At 64.9% G+C, this 16941-nt stretch carries 13 protein-coding genes; 8 read left to right on the top strand and 5 right to left on the bottom strand.

The annotated features are described in order from the left end of the window. Positions 1-2 precede the first annotated feature (2 nt). From ACIQUI_RS08470 to ACIQUI_RS08455, 4 genes are all read left to right on the top strand, one after another. Complete coding sequence (locus ACIQUI_RS08470) at positions 3-458, top strand: (2Fe-2S)-binding protein (RefSeq protein ID WP_403197058.1); 456 nt, start codon at positions 3-5, stop codon at positions 456-458. Further along, positions 458-2707 (top strand): molybdopterin cofactor-binding domain-containing protein, encoded by a 2250-nt coding sequence (locus ACIQUI_RS08465; RefSeq protein ID WP_403197055.1) that lies wholly within the window; start codon positions 458-460, stop codon positions 2705-2707. The genes ACIQUI_RS08470 and ACIQUI_RS08465 overlap by 1 nt, the downstream gene beginning before the upstream one ends. Before the next feature lie 17 nt (positions 2708-2724). Beyond that, entirely contained in the window at positions 2725-4068 is a 1344-nt protein-coding gene (locus ACIQUI_RS08460) for a c-type cytochrome (protein WP_403197053.1), read from the top strand. 142 nt (positions 4069-4210) lie between these two features. Beyond that, a complete protein-coding gene (locus ACIQUI_RS08455) occupies positions 4211-5233 on the top strand; it encodes an XdhC family protein (RefSeq protein ID WP_403197050.1) in 1023 nt (340 codons plus the stop codon). On the opposite strand, the gene ACIQUI_RS08450 is transcribed toward ACIQUI_RS08455, so the two are convergent. From ACIQUI_RS08450 to ACIQUI_RS08440, 3 genes are all read right to left on the bottom strand, one after another. Continuing rightward, positions 5234-6022, bottom strand: coding sequence for a substrate-binding periplasmic protein (locus tag ACIQUI_RS08450; protein ID WP_403197048.1), 789 nt, complete (start codon positions 6020-6022; stop codon positions 5234-5236). Between the two features lie 198 nt (positions 6023-6220). After that, a complete protein-coding gene (locus tag ACIQUI_RS08445) occupies positions 6221-6421 on the bottom strand; it encodes a DUF1289 domain-containing protein (protein ID WP_012271937.1) in 201 nt (66 codons plus the stop codon). An 8-nt stretch (positions 6422-6429) separates the two neighbouring features. Further along, the gene (locus ACIQUI_RS08440; protein WP_403197046.1) at positions 6430-6747 is read right to left on the bottom strand and encodes a hypothetical protein; all 318 of its coding nucleotides are present in this window, start codon (positions 6745-6747) and stop codon (positions 6430-6432) included. A 316-nt stretch (positions 6748-7063) separates the two neighbouring features. Between ACIQUI_RS08440 and ACIQUI_RS08435 the strand changes: the two genes are divergently transcribed. After that, complete coding sequence (locus tag ACIQUI_RS08435; RefSeq protein ID WP_403197044.1) at positions 7064-8812, top strand: BCCT family transporter; 1749 nt, start codon at positions 7064-7066, stop codon at positions 8810-8812. Positions 8813-8992: 180 nt separating this feature from the next. Here ACIQUI_RS08435 and ACIQUI_RS08430 read toward each other — a convergent pair whose 3' ends face one another. Beyond that, positions 8993-9655 (bottom strand): response regulator, encoded by a 663-nt coding sequence (locus ACIQUI_RS08430; RefSeq protein ID WP_403197042.1) that lies wholly within the window; start codon positions 9653-9655, stop codon positions 8993-8995. Further along, positions 9652-11046, bottom strand: a complete 1395-nt coding sequence (locus ACIQUI_RS08425; RefSeq protein ID WP_403197040.1) for an ATP-binding protein — start codon at positions 11044-11046, stop codon at positions 9652-9654. Before ACIQUI_RS08425 ends, ACIQUI_RS08430 begins: the two co-directional genes overlap by 4 nt. Before the next feature lie 151 nt (positions 11047-11197). Here ACIQUI_RS08425 and ACIQUI_RS08420 point away from each other — a divergent pair, with 151 nt between their 5' ends. Genes ACIQUI_RS08420 through ACIQUI_RS08410 form a run of 3 tightly spaced genes read left to right on the top strand, consistent with a single transcriptional unit; the run spans position 11198 to position 16906 of the window. Then, positions 11198-12391: an efflux RND transporter periplasmic adaptor subunit gene (locus tag ACIQUI_RS08420; protein WP_403197038.1), complete on the top strand. Its 1194-nt coding sequence runs from the start codon at positions 11198-11200 to the stop codon at positions 12389-12391. A 1-nt stretch (position 12392) separates the two neighbouring features. Next, positions 12393-15527 (top strand): efflux RND transporter permease subunit, encoded by a 3135-nt coding sequence (locus ACIQUI_RS08415; RefSeq protein WP_403197035.1) that lies wholly within the window; start codon positions 12393-12395, stop codon positions 15525-15527. Then, positions 15527-16906 carry an efflux transporter outer membrane subunit gene (locus tag ACIQUI_RS08410; protein ID WP_403197032.1) on the top strand — a complete coding sequence of 460 codons (1380 nt, stop codon included), beginning with the start codon at positions 15527-15529 and terminating at the stop codon, positions 16904-16906. The genes ACIQUI_RS08415 and ACIQUI_RS08410 overlap by 1 nt, the downstream gene beginning before the upstream one ends. The last annotated feature ends 35 nt before the right edge of the window (positions 16907-16941 follow it).

Genomic DNA, 16941 nt, shown 5'->3' with positions numbered 1-16941 from the left:
CCATGGAACTACGCATCAACCAGAAGACCTACCAGGTCGAGGTGGACGCCGATACGCCCCTGCTGTGGGTAATCCGCGATGACCTGGGGCTGACTGGCACCAAGTATGGCTGTGGCCTCGCCCAGTGCGGCGCCTGCTCGGTGCTGGTAGACGGCAATGTGGTGCGCGCCTGCGTTACCCCTGTGGCTGGCGTGGCAGGGCGTGAGGTGACCACCATCGAGGCGATCGAGGCCGATGCCGTCGGCAAACGGGTGGTCGCGGCCTGGGTCGAGCACCAGGTGGCCCAGTGCGGCTACTGCCAGTCCGGCCAGGTGATGGCGGCCACGGCGCTGCTCAAGCACACCCCCAAGCCCTGTGACGCGCAGATCGACGCCGCCATGGTCAACCTGTGCCGCTGCGGCACCTACAACGCCATCCATGCCGCCGTGCACGGCCTGGCTCAAGGGGAGCAGGCCTGATGAACACGCCCGTCGATACGCCTGTCGAATTGCTCAAGCTGCAACTGGGCGAGACCGTCAACCTGTCACGGCGGCGCTTTCTTGCCAGCACGGCGGTCGGTGCCCTGGTGCTGGGTTTTGGCCTGCCCATGGGGTCGGGCCGGGTGCAGGCCGCAGCTGCTGCAACCGCGGAACGGGGCACTCAGGTGCCGGCGTTTCTGGAGATCCGCCCGGATGGTACGGTGCGCCTGCTCAGTCCGTTCATGGAGGGTGGGCAAGGCCCCTTCACCGCCATGGCACAAATCGTCGGTGAAGAGCTGGATGTCGACCCTGCCCATTTCGTGGTCGACAGTGCGCCACCGGGCGAAGCCTACGTGGTAATGGAAAACGGCATGCGCATTACCGGCGGCAGCATGTCGGTGCGCATGAGCTACCCGACCATGCGCCGCCTGGGCGCCCTCGCCCGCGCCATGCTGCTGCAGGCCGGTGCCCAGCAGTTGGGCGTGCCGGTTGAAGAACTCTCGACCACACCGGGCAACGTGGTACATACCACGACCGGGCGCTCCATCCCCTATGGCGAACTTGCCGGCCGCGCCATGGATCTGCCAGTACCCGACCCGGCCAGCGTCAAGCTGCGCGACCCCAACCAGTTCCGCTGGATCGGCAAGCCCGTGCGCCGCCTGGACGCCTACGACAAGTCTACCGGCAAGGCCCAGTACTGCATCGACATCAAGGTCGACGGCATGCTCCACGCCGCCGTGCAACACGCGCCACGCCTGGGCATGACCGTGGGCAGCCTGCGCAACGAAGCGCAGGTCAAGGCCATGAAAGGCGTGCATTCGGTGCATCAGTTACCGGGCGCCGTGGCCGTGGTCGCCGAGCGCTGGTGGCATGCCAAGCGTGCGGTGGAGGCAATTCAGGTTGACTGGCAAGAGGCCGCTGCCGACGCCACGGTGCGAACGATGCCGGCAGACTTCTCCAGCGATGGCTGGCGCGAGCACCTGGCCACGGTCGAAGGCCCGGCCCGCGATGAAGAAAACCAAGGCGACACTGCGGGCGCCTTGAGCAACGCCAAGACCAAGGTCGAGGCCAGCTACCACAACCAGTACCTGAACCATGCTCAGCTGGAGCCACCTTCTGCCCTTGCCCGCTTCAACCCGGACGGGACGCTGGACGTGTGGCTGCCCAACCAGGCGCCGGACATGTTCCGCGACGACATTGCCAGGCGCACCGGCCTGGAAACCGCGCAAATCAACCTGCACTCGCCGCTGTTGGGCGGCTTCTTTGGTCGCCACTTCCTGTACGACTCGGCCAACCCCTACCCCCAGGCCATTGCCTTGGCCAAGGCAGTGGGGCGGCCGGTGAAACTTATCTGGAGCCGTGAAGAAGAATTCCTGCGCGATGTGCTGCGCCCGGTTGCCGTGGTCAAGTTCCGCGCCGGCCTGGATGCAGACGGTTTTCCGGTTGCCCTGGAAGCAGTCAGTGCCACCGAAGGCCCGACCGAAGCACTGGCCGGCAAGCAAGGCGAAAAAATCGACCCGACCGCGCTTGAAGGGCTGTCGGGCAAGGCCTACGCCATCGCCAACAAGCGCATCGCCCAGATCTACGTGAAAGGCCCGGCCATGCTTGGCTACTGGCGCTCGGTGGGCAATTCGCTGAACGACTTCTTCTATGAGTCGTTTCTCGACGAACTTGCCGACAAAGGCGGCAAGGACCCCTTCGAACTGCGCCTGCACCTGTTGCGCGACAACCCGCGCCTGACCAACCTGCTGAACGCGGTCGCCGACCTGTCCGGTGGCTGGAAGCGCGGCCCGTTCACCGCCGAGGATGGCAGCAAACGCGCACGCGGCGTGGCCATGGCATCGCCCTTCGGCTCGGAGGCGGTAGTCATTGCCGAAGTGTCGATCGAAAATGGCCAGGTCAAGGTGCACGATATCTGGCAGGCCATCGACCCGGGCAGCATCGTCAACCCGGCGATCATCGAGCATCAGGTGAATGGCGCCGTCGCCCTGGGCTTGTCGCAGACGCTGGTGGAAGAAGCGGTGTACGTGGATGGCAAGCCGCGGGCGCGCAACTACGACCTGTACCCGATCCTGCCACCTTCGCGCATGGCCCGGGTGCATGTGCGCATCGTCGAAAGCGGAGCGAAGATGGGCGGCATTGGCGAGCCACCGCTGCCAGCCGTGGCCCCGGCGGTAGCCAACGCGGTCGCGCAACTGACCGGCCAGCGTGTACGCAGCCTGCCGTTGAGCCGCCATACCTTCAGCTAGCGCACAAGGAACGCCCCATGACCCATCGTTTCGCAAGAACCGCTGGCTGGCTGGCGCTGCCGTGCCTGGTCGCGGCAGGCCTGCTGGCCTGGTATGTCACCCGCGAGCCCGCCTCGCCGTTTGTGGACGCACAGGCCACTGCCGCTGACCCGGCACTGGTCAGCCGTGGCGAATACGTGGCCCGGCTCAGCGACTGCGTGGCCTGCCACAGCCTGCCAGAGGGCAAGCCGTTCGCTGGCGGGCTGGAAATGGCTACCCCGCTAGGGGCTATTCACGCCACCAACATCACCCCCGACCGTGAAAACGGCATTGGCAGCTACAGCCTGGCCGACTTTGACCGGGCCGTGCGCCATGGCGTAGCGCCCGGTGGCCGGCGGCTGTATCCGGCCATGCCCTACCCGTCCTACGCCAAACTCAGTGACGACGATGTAAAGGCGCTATACGCATTCTTCATGCACGGCGTGCAACCGGCCCGGCAGGCCAACCTGGCCAGCGACATCCCCTGGCCGCTGAACCTGCGCTGGCCCATTGCCCTGTGGAACGGCCTGTTCGCCGCCACCACGCCATACGCCGATAAACCTGGGCAGGATGCGCAATGGAATCGCGGCGCCTATATCGTTCAGGGCCCTGGCCACTGCGGCAGCTGCCATACGCCACGCGGCCTGGCATTCAACGAAAAGGCGCTGGATGACAGTGGCAAGCCCTTCCTGGCCGGCGCCCTGCTCGATGGTTGGTACGCGCCCAGTTTGCGCGGCGACCACAACACTGGCCTGGGGCGCTGGAGCGAAGACGAGATTGCGCAGTTTCTCAAGACCGGCCGCAACCGCCATGCCGTGGTGTTCGGCTCGATGACCGAGGCGTTCAACAACTCCACGCAGTTCATGAGCGACGATGACCTGGCGGCCATCGCCCACTACCTGAAGTCGCTTCCCGGCGACCCGCAGCGCGATGGGGCGCCGTGGCAGTACGTGGCCCAGTCGGCAGCAACACAGCTCGACAGCCCGGGCGCGCATACCTACGTGACCCGCTGCGCGTCGTGCCACGGGCTGGACGGCAAAGGCCAGGACCAGTGGATGCCGCCGTTGGCCGGGGCTACCTCGGCGCTGGCGAAAGAACACGCTTCTGCGATCAACATTACCTTGAACGGTTCGCAGCGGGTGGTGACGGCGGGGTTGCCTGATGCCTACCGCATGCCGGCGTTCCGGGAGCAACTGAGTGACCACGAGATTGCCGATGTGCTGAGCTTCGTGCGCGCGGGCTGGGGTAATCATGGCGGTAGCGTGGATGCGCAGGCGGTGGGCAAGTTGCGTGGGCATACCGACCCGGCCAGCAGTAGCCCGATCATCTTGCATATGCGCTGAGACAGGGGTGCCTGTGCCGGCCTCTTCGCGGGCTTGCCCGCTCCCACAGGTACCGCACCGGATTCGAAACTGTCGAAAATCCTGTGGGAGCGGGCGAGCCCGCGAAGAGGCCACTCACAACCTTCAGGTTTAAAGGAGCCCCATGGAAAGCATCGACCTGCTGGTACTGCGCACCACCCGAGACTGGCTCGCCGCCGGCCACCGCGTCCTGCTGGCCACGGTCGCCCGCACCTGGGGTTCCTCTCCGCGCCCGGTGGGCTCGATGATGGCCTTGCGCAGTGACGGCCGGGTGGTCGGCAGTGTCTCCGGTGGCTGTATCGAGGACGACCTCATTCACCGTTACACCACCGCCTACGGCGGCCCCGGCATGCCCAACGGCCTGCCCCAAGTGGTGCGTTACGGCGTCAGCGCCGATGAAGCACACCGTTTCGGCCTGCCCTGTGGCGGCACACTGGAGCTTGTGCTGGAGTTCGCACCGCCGCTGCAGCACCTCTCCCGACTGCTGGCCTGCCTCGACAAGGGCAGCCTGGTACGCCGAGGGCTAAACCTGCACAACGGTGATATCAGCCTGACCCCCACCAGCACGCCTGACCTGTTCAGCTTCGATGGCCAACACATGCTCAGCACCCTTGGTCCGGGCTACCGTCTACTGCTGATCGGTGGTGGCGCACTGGCCGAGTACCTGGCCACCATGGCCCTGTTCAATGGTTTCAACGTTTCGCTGTGCGACCCACGCCCTGAGTACACCGCAGGCTGGAGCGTGCCCGGCGTCAACCTGCTGGCCGGCATGCCCGACGACGTGGTCCGCGGCTTCGCTGCGGACCTGCGCAGCGCCATCGTGGCCGTCAGCCACGACCCCAGGCTGGATGATCTGGCCCTGCTCGAAGCGTTGCACAGCCCGGCGTTCTACATTGGCGCCATCGGCTCGCGGCGCAACAGCCAGCTACGCCGTGAACGCCTGATCGAGCACTTCGGCGAAAGCGAGGCGTCGCTGCAACGTTTGCACGGTCCGATTGGCATCTACATCGGCAGCAAGACCCCGGCCGAGATCGCCGTCAGCGTCATGGCCGAGATCCTCGCGGCGAAGAACGACGTCACCCTGCCTGGCGCAGTCAACGTGACCCGGGCCAAGCACGCACGGGAGGCCGCGCACCTTCCTCGCTGATTACTGCCACCGCTCCAGGTTCTGCTGCAGCAACTGCTGCGGCAACGCCCCGGCCACGATCTTTTCCATTTCCCGCGCCAGCGCTTCACGCAAATGCGGCTGATTGCAGGGCGAATCATGCGAAAGCGCCAGGTACAGCCCTTCGCTGGAGATTGGCGGCTCCAACACCCGCACAGAGCTGGCAATACCCAAGGTGCGCGCCAGCGCCATGCCGGGGTACTGCTCGTACACGACATAGTCGCTGCGTTTGTGCATGAGTTTTTCGAATGCCTGCCTGGCACTGGGTACTGCTTCGAGGGTGAGGTTGGCCCTGGCAAAGTCGTCGAACTGCTGCCCATGGCTGTTGTTGACCAAGGTCCCGCCCTTGCGACCTTTCAGGTCTGCCCATTGGTGGTAGGCAAAGGCGTTGTCCTGGCGTACCCAGACCACGCTGGGCGTGTGCAGGAATGGCGGGGTGATGAAGTCCATCTGTTGCTGCCGGGGCTGGGTCATGAAGTACCCGGCCATCAAGTCGATCCGGCCGGTGCGCACCTCTTCCTGGGCACGCGACCACGGCCCGCCGTAAACCACCTCGATCTCCAGCCCCAACTGCTTGCCCAGGTACTTGAGCAGGTCAGCGTTGGCCCCGATCAGTTGCTGGGGGTTTTGCGGGTCGCGCCACAGGTATGGGGGGTATTCCGGGTTGCCGGTGGCGGTCAGCCGCCGGCAAGGCTCTTGCGCTACCGCAGGCAATGGCAGCAGCAGGCACGACAACAGGAGCAAGGCGTGGCGAAAGCAACGCTCGATCATCTACAACCCTCGGCACAAGTTACATCCGGTGACCCGGTGTGGTGGCCAAAGGCTGCCACATCCTGTGGTCGACTGCAGCATTCATCTGCGCGTGCTGTAGACAGTCTGGACCATGGGTGGCCACCGGGGTGGCCTTTCATCGGCCAGCCCATGGCAACCATCAGTGATCAGCAAAGGCCCTGTACAGGGCGCGAGGGTTCAGTCGGCATTCTGTCGCTTGGCTGCCTTCTTGGCGATAGCCTTCATCCGCGTTGCCGCCCGCTGCACGGTGGCCATCTTTTCCGGCCGTTTCATGCCCCGCCATTTGCGGATTTCGTCACGGGTGCGGCCACAGCTTACGCACAACTCGCTGTTGAGCTGGCATAACGAAACGCAGGGGTTGTCGATGTCTTTGGCCATGCCACCACTCAGCCAGGCAGTTCTGCCCGTGTACGGTCGGCAGCGCTTTGGAACACCTGGCGCACTTCCTCGGCCTTGACCTTGCTGACCGAGTTGCCCTCCAGCAGCTCGTCGATCACACGAATGCACTGGCCCAGGGCGGTGTCCAGTTGCGCGGCGTCAGACGCGTCAGCAATATCACCCAGATAGGGAGCGATGAGGTACACGTTACGGTCCTGCAGCTTGAGCGCCGCCAGCGCGTCGAGGGCGTTCTGGAACCGATCGGCAGCGGCAGGGCTCATGCTCAATTTATCGAAATGAATCAGGCTCACACGATCAGTGGCCATTTTGACGAATCTCCGTTTCCTGGTACGGCCAGGTCCGCAAGCAGCAGCGCTTCTACGGTGCTCGGATGAGCGGGCCCGGGTAATACCCATCAGGTTACCACAACCCGAGGCAGAAAGGGCTATTGCCCCCAGAACTAAAAGTATTTGCCAAGTCGTGCAATGGACGCCCCAGGGCGTTATCGAGACAGGGGGCGCCTCTTCCCGCGCAGGATAATCGCGCCAGCATTGCACCCCGCCGAGGCCGTCATCGAACTCGGTAGCCCATACAACAACAAGCCTGCGCGCGCAGGTAAGCCACAAAGGGGCCTCATCATTCATGGCAAAGGAACACATCACCGAAACGCTCGACCTTGGCGTGACGGACCCCTCGAAAACCGCAGAAGCCCGCCAGGACCGACGTTTCGAGGGCAAGCTCGACTGGGTCGTCTTTGGGTTCACCAGCCTCCTGGCAATCGCCTTCGTGCTCTGGGGCTTCCTCAACCAGGCCAGCCTGGCCAGCAGTGCTTCCAGCGCACAATCCTGGGTCATTCTCAACTTCGGCTGGTTCTTCGTACTCACTTCCACCCTGTTCGTGGTGTTCGTGCTGTGGTTGGCCGCCAGCCGTTATGGCCGGGTGCCATTGGGGCGTGATGGCGAACAGCCTGAATTTCGCACGGTGTCCTGGGTGGCGATGATGTTCAGCGCCGGCATGGGCATCGGCCTGATGTTCTTCGGTGTTGCCGAGCCGCTGTCGCACTATGTGTCGCCGCCACCGGGTTCAGCCACCGGGCAGACCAGCGAGGCGATGCAGGTGGCGATGGCCACCACCCTGTTCCACTGGACCCTGCACCCCTGGGCCATGTATGCCATCGTCGGCCTGGTGATTGCCTATGGCACCTTCCGCCGTGGCCGCTCGCAGCTGATATCCGCGGCCTTCCGGCCATTGATCGGCAGGCACGCCAATGGCCCGCTCGGGCGCCTGATCGACATGATGGCGATTTTCGCCACGCTGTTCGGCTCGGCGGCCTCGCTGGGCCTGGGGGCCCTGCAGATTGCCGGTGGCCTGGAGTACAACGGCTGGATCGAGAGCCCCGGCAAGCTGTTCTACATCGCGATCATCACCCTGCTGACCATTGCCTTTGTCACTTCGGCTGTGTCGGGCATCGGCAAGGGCATCCAGTGGTTGTCCAACACCAACATGGTGCTGGCGCTGGTACTGGCGGTGTTCGTGTTCATGGTCGGCCCGACCTTGCTGATGCTCAACCTGCTGCCAACCTCGATCGGCATCTACATCAAGACGCTGCCGGAAATGATGGCCCGCACCAACGCCAGCGGCGGTGAACAGATGAACAGCTGGCTGGCCGGCTGGACCGTATTCTACTGGGCCTGGTGGATTTCCTGGACACCATTCGTGGGCATGTTCATCGCCCGCATCAGCCGCGGCCGCACCATCCGCCAGTTCGTGACCGGGGTATTGCTGGTGCCGAGCCTGGTCAGCCTGGTGTGGTTCACCGTTTTTGGCGGTGCGGCTATCGATGCCGTGCGTGAAGGCGCCTTCCAGTTGGCCAATGGTGCGGTCAACAGCAACCACGCGCTTTACCAACTGCTGGACAGCTACCCGCTGGCGTCGGCTACTTCGGTGCTGGTGATGATCCTGGTGGGCATCTTCTTCATTTCCGGTGCCGATGCGGCGTCGCTGGTGATGGGCACGTTGTCGGAACACGGCACCACCGCGCCCTCACGGCGCACGGTGATTTTCTGGGGTGCGCTGACCGGCACGGTGGCCGCGATCATGCTGGCGATTGGCGACCCACGGGACCCGGGCGAGGCGCTGACGGGGCTGCAGAACCTGACCATCGTCGTGGCCCTGCCCTTTGTGGTGGTGATGGTGCTGTTGTGCCTGGCCCTGTACCGCGACCTGCGTAAAGACCCGATGATGCTGCGCCACCTGCGCGGTAACGAGCTGATCGAGAAGGCCGTGCTGTATGGGGCGGTGAAACATGGCGAGGAGTTTTACATTGTGGTGCAGGAGAAGAAGGCTTCGGTGAAGGCGGCAGCAGCAGCGAGCGAAGCATCCGAAATCTGAGGGGCAGTCAACTTTGTGGGAGCGGACATGCCCGCGAAGCAGGCAACGCGTTGGATGGCACCGGCTTTGCCGGTGTTCGCGGCGGTTCGACGCCTCGACGCGCCCGCTCCCAAAGGGATTGCACACGCTTTCAGATCTTGAACAATACAGTTGCTCCCACACGAAGCCGCGCAGCGCCGATTATTCGAACTCCAGGCTATACCCCACCCCATACACCGAACGGATCGGGTCATGCCCAGGGGTTACCGCCTCCAGCTTGCGCCGCAGGTTCTTCACATGGCTGTCCACAGTGCGGTCAGCCACCACCCGGTGGTCCTGATAGATGTGGTTCATCAACTGGTCCCGCGACAGCACCTGCCCCGGGCGCACCGCCAGTGCTGCCAGCATGCGGAACTCTACCGGTGTCAGCTCCAGTGCCACACCCCGATAGCGCGCCTGGAATGCGCGGGCATCCAGCTCCAGGCCCGGGTTGCATGGCTGCTCACCACTGCGGCGCAACACCGCCTTGACCCGGGCTACCAGTTCCCGCGGCGAGAACGGCTTGCAGATGTAGTCATCCGCACCCAGTTCCAGGCCCAGCAAGCGGTCGATCTCGTCCACGCGGGCGGTCATCATGATCAGCGGCAGGCGGCTGAAACCGCGCAACTCCCGGCAGATATCCAGGCCATCACGGCCCGGCAGCATCAGGTCGAGCAGCATCAGGTCGTACTGGCCCTGGCGAATGGCCGGGATCACTGCCAGGCCGTCGACCCAATGGTCGACGACATACCCGCCAACACGCAGATAATCACCCACCAGGGCGGCGAGCTTGGGCTCGTCTTCCACCAGCAAAATCCGGTTCATGCGTGTTCTCCTGCAACCGGCAGCGCCAACGCCAGCAGCAGCCCACCCATGGGCGACGCCTTGGCTGTCAGCCGGCCACCATGCACCTCAGCAATACCGCGGCAGATCGCCAGGCCCAGCCCGGTGCCACCGCTGGCCCGGTTGCGCGAGCGCTCGGCGCGGTAGAAGCGCTCAAACAGGCGCGCCAACGATGCGCTGTCAACGCCCGGGGCGGTGTCTTCACATTGCACCAGCACCTGGTCGCCCTCCTTAAACGCACGCAAGACGGTACGGCCACCCGCATCGGTATAGCGGCGGCTGTTCTCCAGCAGGTTGTGCAGCAACTGGCCCAGACGCGACTCGTCGCCCAGCACCCACAACGGCTGCCCGGGCAGTTCCAGGCGCAATTGCAGGCCACGTTCGGCGAAGCCGGCCTGAAAAGCTTGCGCCACCACGGGCAACAGCACGCACAGGTCGATGCGCTCGCGGCGGTAGGTGGGGCCACCGACTTCCGCCAACGACAGGTCAAACAGGTCGTCGACCAGTTTGCTCAGCGCAGCTACCTCACCCTGCAGTGAGCGCAAGGCATTGCCGTCGATGGGGCGAATGCCGTCTTCCATGGCTTCCAGTTCGGCCCGCATCACCGCCAGCGGCGTGCGCAATTCGTGGGAGATATCTGCCATGAAATCGCGACGCAGGCGCTCGTTGCTGGCCAGGGTTGCAGCCATGCGGTTGAAGTCACCGGCCAGTTGCCCGGCTTCGTCTGCCGAGCGCACCGGCAGCTGGATGGCGTAATCGCCTGCTGCCAGGCGGTGAGTGGCGCTCGCCACTTCGCGGATGGGCCGTAGCAAGGCACGGGTCAGCCACCAGGCGATAACCGCCGTGGCCAGCAAGCAAGCCAGGCCGATCAGCAGGCTGGAGCGCAGCTGGTTGAGCTGAAAACGCTGGTCGCCGATGCTGGTCACCGACTGCAAGGGTGCCAGAGCCATCCAGCCTACCACCTGGCCCTGGTGGTGGATAGGGCGCAACAGCATGTCGGCAAGGGCCCCCTGGTAGCCGATGATCGGCTGGCGTTGCGCATCGAGCAGGGCAAAACGCACAAACGCGCCGGTCAGGTCGGAAACTGTCAGCAGGCTGGCGTCGAAACGCGCTTCGGGCAGCACGTCTTCCGGGCGCAGCAGCTCGAACCACTGGTCCTTGTCGCGGCGGATGAAGTCCCAGCTGCCATTGCGCGCAAAGGCCTGCTCGACCCTCGGCACGATGCGCTCCATGCGTTCTTCGGCCTGCTGGTTGAGGTAACCCAGAAAGCCGTACTTCAAGCTCAGGTAGGCGGCAAACACCATGCCCAGCACGGCAAACGCGCACACCGCGAGCATGGCGAAGAAGAATTTGCGTGAAAGGCTGACTTTCATGGCACCGCCGGCACATTGGAATTGCCCGTATTGAAGCGCGCAGGCCCAGGTGCCGCAAGGCTCGCTGGGCAATCTCCACGGTTTCTGCACATTGCCTGCACAATTGCCGCGCAGGCTGGCGGCATCGAAATCCATTGGCTCGGAGCCTGCGATGCCTACTTTATTCCACTCCCTGATGTTTGCCCGCTCGCCCTTGGCACGTGCCCTGTTGCTGGGTGCCGGCCTGCTGGCCATTGGCGGTTGCCGCGAGGCCGAAACGGCCGCCATGACGCCCCCCGTGCAAGAAGTTGCGGTGTACGAGGTAACCACCGCCGCCCAGGCCCTGACCACCACCCTGCCCGGCCGCGCCAGTGCCCACCTGATTGCAGAGATTCGCCCACAGGTCGGCGGCATCATCCAGAAGCGCCTGTTCAACGAGGGCGCTACGGTCAAGGCCGGCCAGGCGCTGTACCAGATCGACCCGCAGCCTTACCAGGCCACGCTGGCCCAGGCCGAGGCCACTGTCAGTTCGGCCCGCGCCACGCTCAAGGCCGCCGAGCTGAAGGCCAAACGTGATGCGCAACTGGTAAAGATCGACGCCATCAGCGCCGAAGACAACGAAAGCGCCCAGGCCGCACTGCTGCAGGCCCGCGCCAGCCAGCAGTCGGCCCAGGCCGCACAGCGAACCGCACGCATCAACCTTGACTACACCCGCATCAATGCCCCGATCGATGGCCGCACCGCCACCTCGTCGGTCACCCCTGGCGCGCTGGTTACGGCCGAGCAGACCACGGCGCTGACCACCGTGCAGCAACTGGACCCGATCTACGTCGATTTCACCCAGCCCAGCAGCACGCTGCTACGCCTGAAACGCGAACTGGCCGAAGGCAAGCTGGCGCCCAGCACCCAGCAGGACGCCACGCGTATCAGCCTGGAGCTGGAAGACGGCAGCACCTACGCCCATGCCGGTACGCTTACCTTCAACGGGGTGAGCGTGGATGAAAGCACCGGCAGCGTGACCTTCCGCGCCGTGGTGCCCAACCCCGATGGCCTGCTGATGCCGGGCATGTACCTCAAGGCCACCGTGCAGGAAGGTGTGCAGGCAGGCGCCATCCTGGTACCGCAACAAGGCGTAAGCCGCGATGAACGTGGCGACGCCACCGCCCTGGTAGTGGTCGATGGCAAGGTGCAGCAGCGCGAGCTGACCCTGGCCCGTGCGGTGGGCAACCGCTGGTGGGTCAGCCAGGGCCTGGCTGCCGGTGACCAGCTGATCGTACAGGGCCTGCAAAAGGTGCGCGTCGGCCAGCAAGTCCAAGTGCGGGACAACGCCCTGACCGCCCGCAACGACAGCAAGCGAGGCGAATGACATGGCACGTTTCTTCATCGACCGGCCAATCTTCGCCTGGGTCATCGCCATCCTGGTGATGCTCGGCGGCGGCCTGGCCATCTTCCAGCTGCCGCTGGCGCAGTACCCCAACATCGCCCCGCCGCAAATCAGCCTCAGCGCCACCTACACCGGCGCCTCGGCCAAAACCATGGAAGACTCGGTAACCCAGGTGATCGAGCAGCAGATGACCGGCCTGGACGGCCTCACCTACATGTCGTCAAGCAGCAGCTCGGCGGGCAGTGCCTCGATCACCCTTACCTTCGAGGCCGGTACCGACATCAACACCGCGCAGATGCTGGTGCAGACCAAGCTGGAGCAGGCCAAGGCACGCTTGCCCGAAGCCGTGCAGCAACAAGGCATCGAGATTCACAACTCCGCCAGCGACTTCTTGATCATTCTTTCGCTGGTGTCGGACAACCCCGATGTCAGCGCCACCGACATCAGCGACTTCATCTCCAGCACTCTCTATGACCAGATCAGCCGGGTCAGCGGTGTCGGCCAGGTCACCACCCTGGGGTCGAGCTATGCCATGCGCATCTGGCTCGACCCAGACAAACTCAAGCAGTACGCACTGATGCCCTCGGACGTGAGCAGCGCCCTGCAGGCGCAGAACGTCGACACCTCCGCCGGCCAGCTGGGCGCCCTGCCCGCCCGCGCCGGGCAACAGCTCAACGCCACCATCAACGCCCGCAGCAAGCTGCAGACCGCCGCGCAGTTCCGCGAGCTGGTGCTCAAGCACAACAGCGCAGGCGCGGTGGTGACGCTGGCGGACGTGGCCCGTGTGGAGCTGGGCAGTGAAAGCTATGACGTGGTCGCCGAACACAATGGCCGCCCCTCCGGCGGCCTGGCAGTCAGCCTGGCGACGGGCGCCAACGCGCTGGACGTGTCCGAGGCGGTGCAGGCCAAGCTTGCCGAGCTGGAGCAGTTCTTCCCCGGCAAGCTGCAGTTGCGCAGTGAAGTGGCCTACAACACCGCGCCGTTCGTTAAGATTTCCATCGAGGAAGTGGTCAAGACCCTGTTCGAGGCCATCGCCCTGGTGGTACTGATCATGTACCTGTTCATGCAGAACCTGCGCGCCACGCTGATCCCGGCCATCGCCGTGCCGGTGGTGCTGCTGGGCACCTTTGGTGTGCTGGCCCTGCTCGGCTACTCGATCAACACCCTGACCATGTTCGGCATGGTGCTGGCCATCGGCCTGCTGGTGGACGACGCCATCGTGGTGGTGGAAAACGTCGAACGCATCATGGCTGAAAAAGGCCTGCCCCCACGCGAGGCGACGCGCCAGTCGATGGGCGAAATCAGTGGCGCGCTGGTCGGCATTGCCGTGGTGCTGTCGGCGGTGTTCGTGCCCATGGCGTTCTTTGGTGGCTCCACCGGGGTGATCTACAAGCAGTTCTCGGTCACCCTGGTGGCGGCAATGACGCTGTCGGTGCTGGTGGCCATGACCCTCACCCCGGCGCTGTGCGCCACCCTGCTCAAACCCGTTTCAGCCCATGGCGAAGCGCGCCGCGGTTTCTTCGGCTGGTTCAACCGCCACTTCGAGCGCATGTCCTGGCGTTACCAGCAGGCGGTCGGCAAGGTGCTGGCGCGGCCACTGCGTGGCCTGCTGGTGTACGCCCTGGTGCTGGGCGGTGTAGCGCTGATGTTCCACAAACTGCCGTCGGCGTTCCTGCCCGAAGAAGACCAGGGCATGCTGATGATGCAGATGACCCTGCCGGGGGGTGGCACCGACGAGCGCCTGCAAGCGGTGAGCAGCCAGGTGCAGGCCTACATGCTGCAACAACCGGAAGTGGCCTCGATCCTGACCGTTCGCGGCCTGGGCAATGGCGGCAACGCGCAGAACTCGGGGCGCGGCTTTATCAAGCTGAAGGACTGGAGCGAACGCCAGGGCCAAGCGCACAGCGCCGCTGCCGTGGCACGCCGGTCCAACCTGGCATTGTCGAACATTCTCGACGCCAACGTGTTCGTCATGGCGCCGCCGGCCATTCAGGGCCTGGGCCAGAGTTCGGGGTTCGACATTCAGTTGCAGGACCTGGCAGGCCTGGGCCATGCCGAGCTGCTCAAGGCGCGTGACCAGTTCATCACCCTTGCCGCCCAGGACCCGCGCCTGGCCAATGTGCGGGCCCAGGGCCTGGAAGACACGCCCCAACTGAACATTGCCATCGACGACCGCAAAGCCGGTGCCATGGGCGTCGCTGCCAGTGACATCAACGCCACCCTCAGCACGGTGATGGGCGGCAGCTACGTCAACGACTTCGTCGATGCCGGGCGGGTGAAGAAGGTGTACCTGCAGGGCGAGGCCGACAAACGCATGCTGGCCGAGGACATCGGCGCCTGGTACGTGCGCAACGACAGCGATGCCATGGTGCCGATGTCGGCATTCACCAGCACCTCGTGGAGCACGGCCTCGCCGCTGCTGGAGCGCTTCAATGGCTTTGGCGCGTACGAACTGGTTGGCGAACCGGCCAGCGGCGTCAGCTCTGGCGACGCCATGGCGGCGGTCGAGCAGGTCATGGCGCAACTGCCGGAAGGTATCGGCTATGCCTGGGCGGGCCAGTCCTATCAGGAACGCCTGGCGGGCAACCAGGCACCGTTGCTGTATGCCATTTCCATCCTGTTCGTGTTCCTGTGCCTGGCGGCGCTGTATGAAAGCTGGTCGGTGCCGTTCGCGGTGATGCTGGTGGTGCCGGTGGGCATCCTCGGCGCGCTGGTGCTGACCGGGTTGCGCGGCCTGGACAACGATGTGTACTTCCAGGTCGGCCTGCTGACCACCGTAGGCCTGGCGGCGAAGAACGCGATCCTGATCGTCGAGTTCGCCAAGGAAGGCTACGAACGCGGCCAGGACCTGCTGGCTGCCACCCTGGAGGCCGTGCGCATTCGCCTGCGCCCGGTGCTGATGACCTCGCTGGCGTTCATCCTCGGCGTACTGCCACTGGCCCTGAGCAGCGGTGCCGGTGCCGGCGGGCGCCAGGCGATCGGTACCGGCGTGCTGGGCGGCATGCTTGCCGCCACCGTGCTCGGCCTGTTCTTCATCCCCTTGTTCTATGTGCTGGTGCAGCGCCTGGCTGCACGCCGCAACGCCCCACGCACTGTCGTTGTTGCAGGAGAAGCCTGATGCGCCTGTCCCCCCTTCCCTTGGTGCTGGTAATGGCCCTGGCCGGTTGCGTCAACCTGGCACCGGACTACCAACGCCCGAGCGCCCCTGTTTCCGGGCAATGGCCGGGCACCACGGCCAGCAGCAGCAACAGCGCCGACATTGCCTGGCAGGCCTTGTTTGTCGATACCCGCCTGCGCGAAACGGTGGCCCTGGCCTTGGCCAACAACCGCGACCTGCGGGTGGCGGCATTGAACGTCGAGTACCAACGTGCGCAATACCGGATCCAGCGTGCGGCACTGTTCCCGTCCGTTTCCGCCACGGCAGATGGCACCCGCCAGCGCAGCGTGAGCGATACCAGCAACGCGGTCAGCAGCCAGTACAGCGTCGGCCTGGGCGTAAGCAGTTACGAGCTGGACCTGTTCGGCCGCCTCGGCAACCTCAAGGACGCTGCGCTGCAAGACTACCTGGCGCTGGAGCAGACCCGGCGGAGCACGCAGATCAGCCTGGTGGCCGAAGTGGCCAGTGCGTGGATGACCCTGGCTGCCGACCAGCAACTGCTGGCACTGGCCCGGCAAACCTACGCCAGCCAGCAGCAAACCCACACGCTGGTGCAGCAAAGCCACGCGCTGGGTGGCGAGTCTGGCCTGAGCCTGGCGCAGGCGCTGAGTACCGTGGAGTCGGCACGGGCCGATGTGGCCACTTACCAAAGCCAGGTGGAGCAGGACCGCAATGCCCTTGAGTTGCTGGTGGGCCGGCGCCTGGACGACACACTGTTGCCGGGCGATGCCCGCCTGGATGCGGCGCTGTTGGTCGGCGTGCCGGCTGGCCTGCCTTCGAGCCTGTTGCAGCGGCGCCCGGATGTATTGTCCGCCGAGCACACGCTCAAAGCTGCCAATGCCGACATTGGCGCGGCGCGGGCGGCGTTCTTCCCCAGCGTCACCCTGACTGCCAGCGGTGGCAGCGCCAGCAGCGAGCTGGCCGGGTTGTTTGCTGGCGGCAGCCGCGCCTGGAGCTTTGCGCCGTCAATCAACCTGCCGATCTTCAATGCCGGCAGCAACCGGGCGGCACTGGATGCGGCCAAGGTCAACCGCGAGATCGAGCTTGCCACGTATGAGAAGACCTTGCAGACCGCCTTCAGTGAAGTGGCCGATGCGTTGGCGGTGCGGGGGCACATCAATGAGCGGCTGGATGCGCAGCGTGGCCTGACCAACGCCACCGAGAAAAGTCGTGACCTGTCGCTGGCGTTGTACAAGCAAGGGTCGGAGAGCTTTTTGGAGGTGCTGGATGCGCAGCGGTCGCTGTACTCGGCGCAGCAGACGCTGATCAGCCTGGAGCTGGCCGAGCAGCAGAACCGGGTGACGTTGTACAAGGTGCTAGGCGGAGGGTGGCAAGGTTGAACCCGCAATCCTGACCCGACGCATCCCCCCTTGTG

It is taken from the genome of Pseudomonas sp. NPDC090592, assembly GCF_044769185.1.
Lineage (GTDB): Bacteria > Pseudomonadota > Gammaproteobacteria > Pseudomonadales > Pseudomonadaceae > Aquipseudomonas.
Note: the sequence above shows the minus strand (reverse complement) of the source record. Positions and strands in the feature narration are given on the sequence as shown.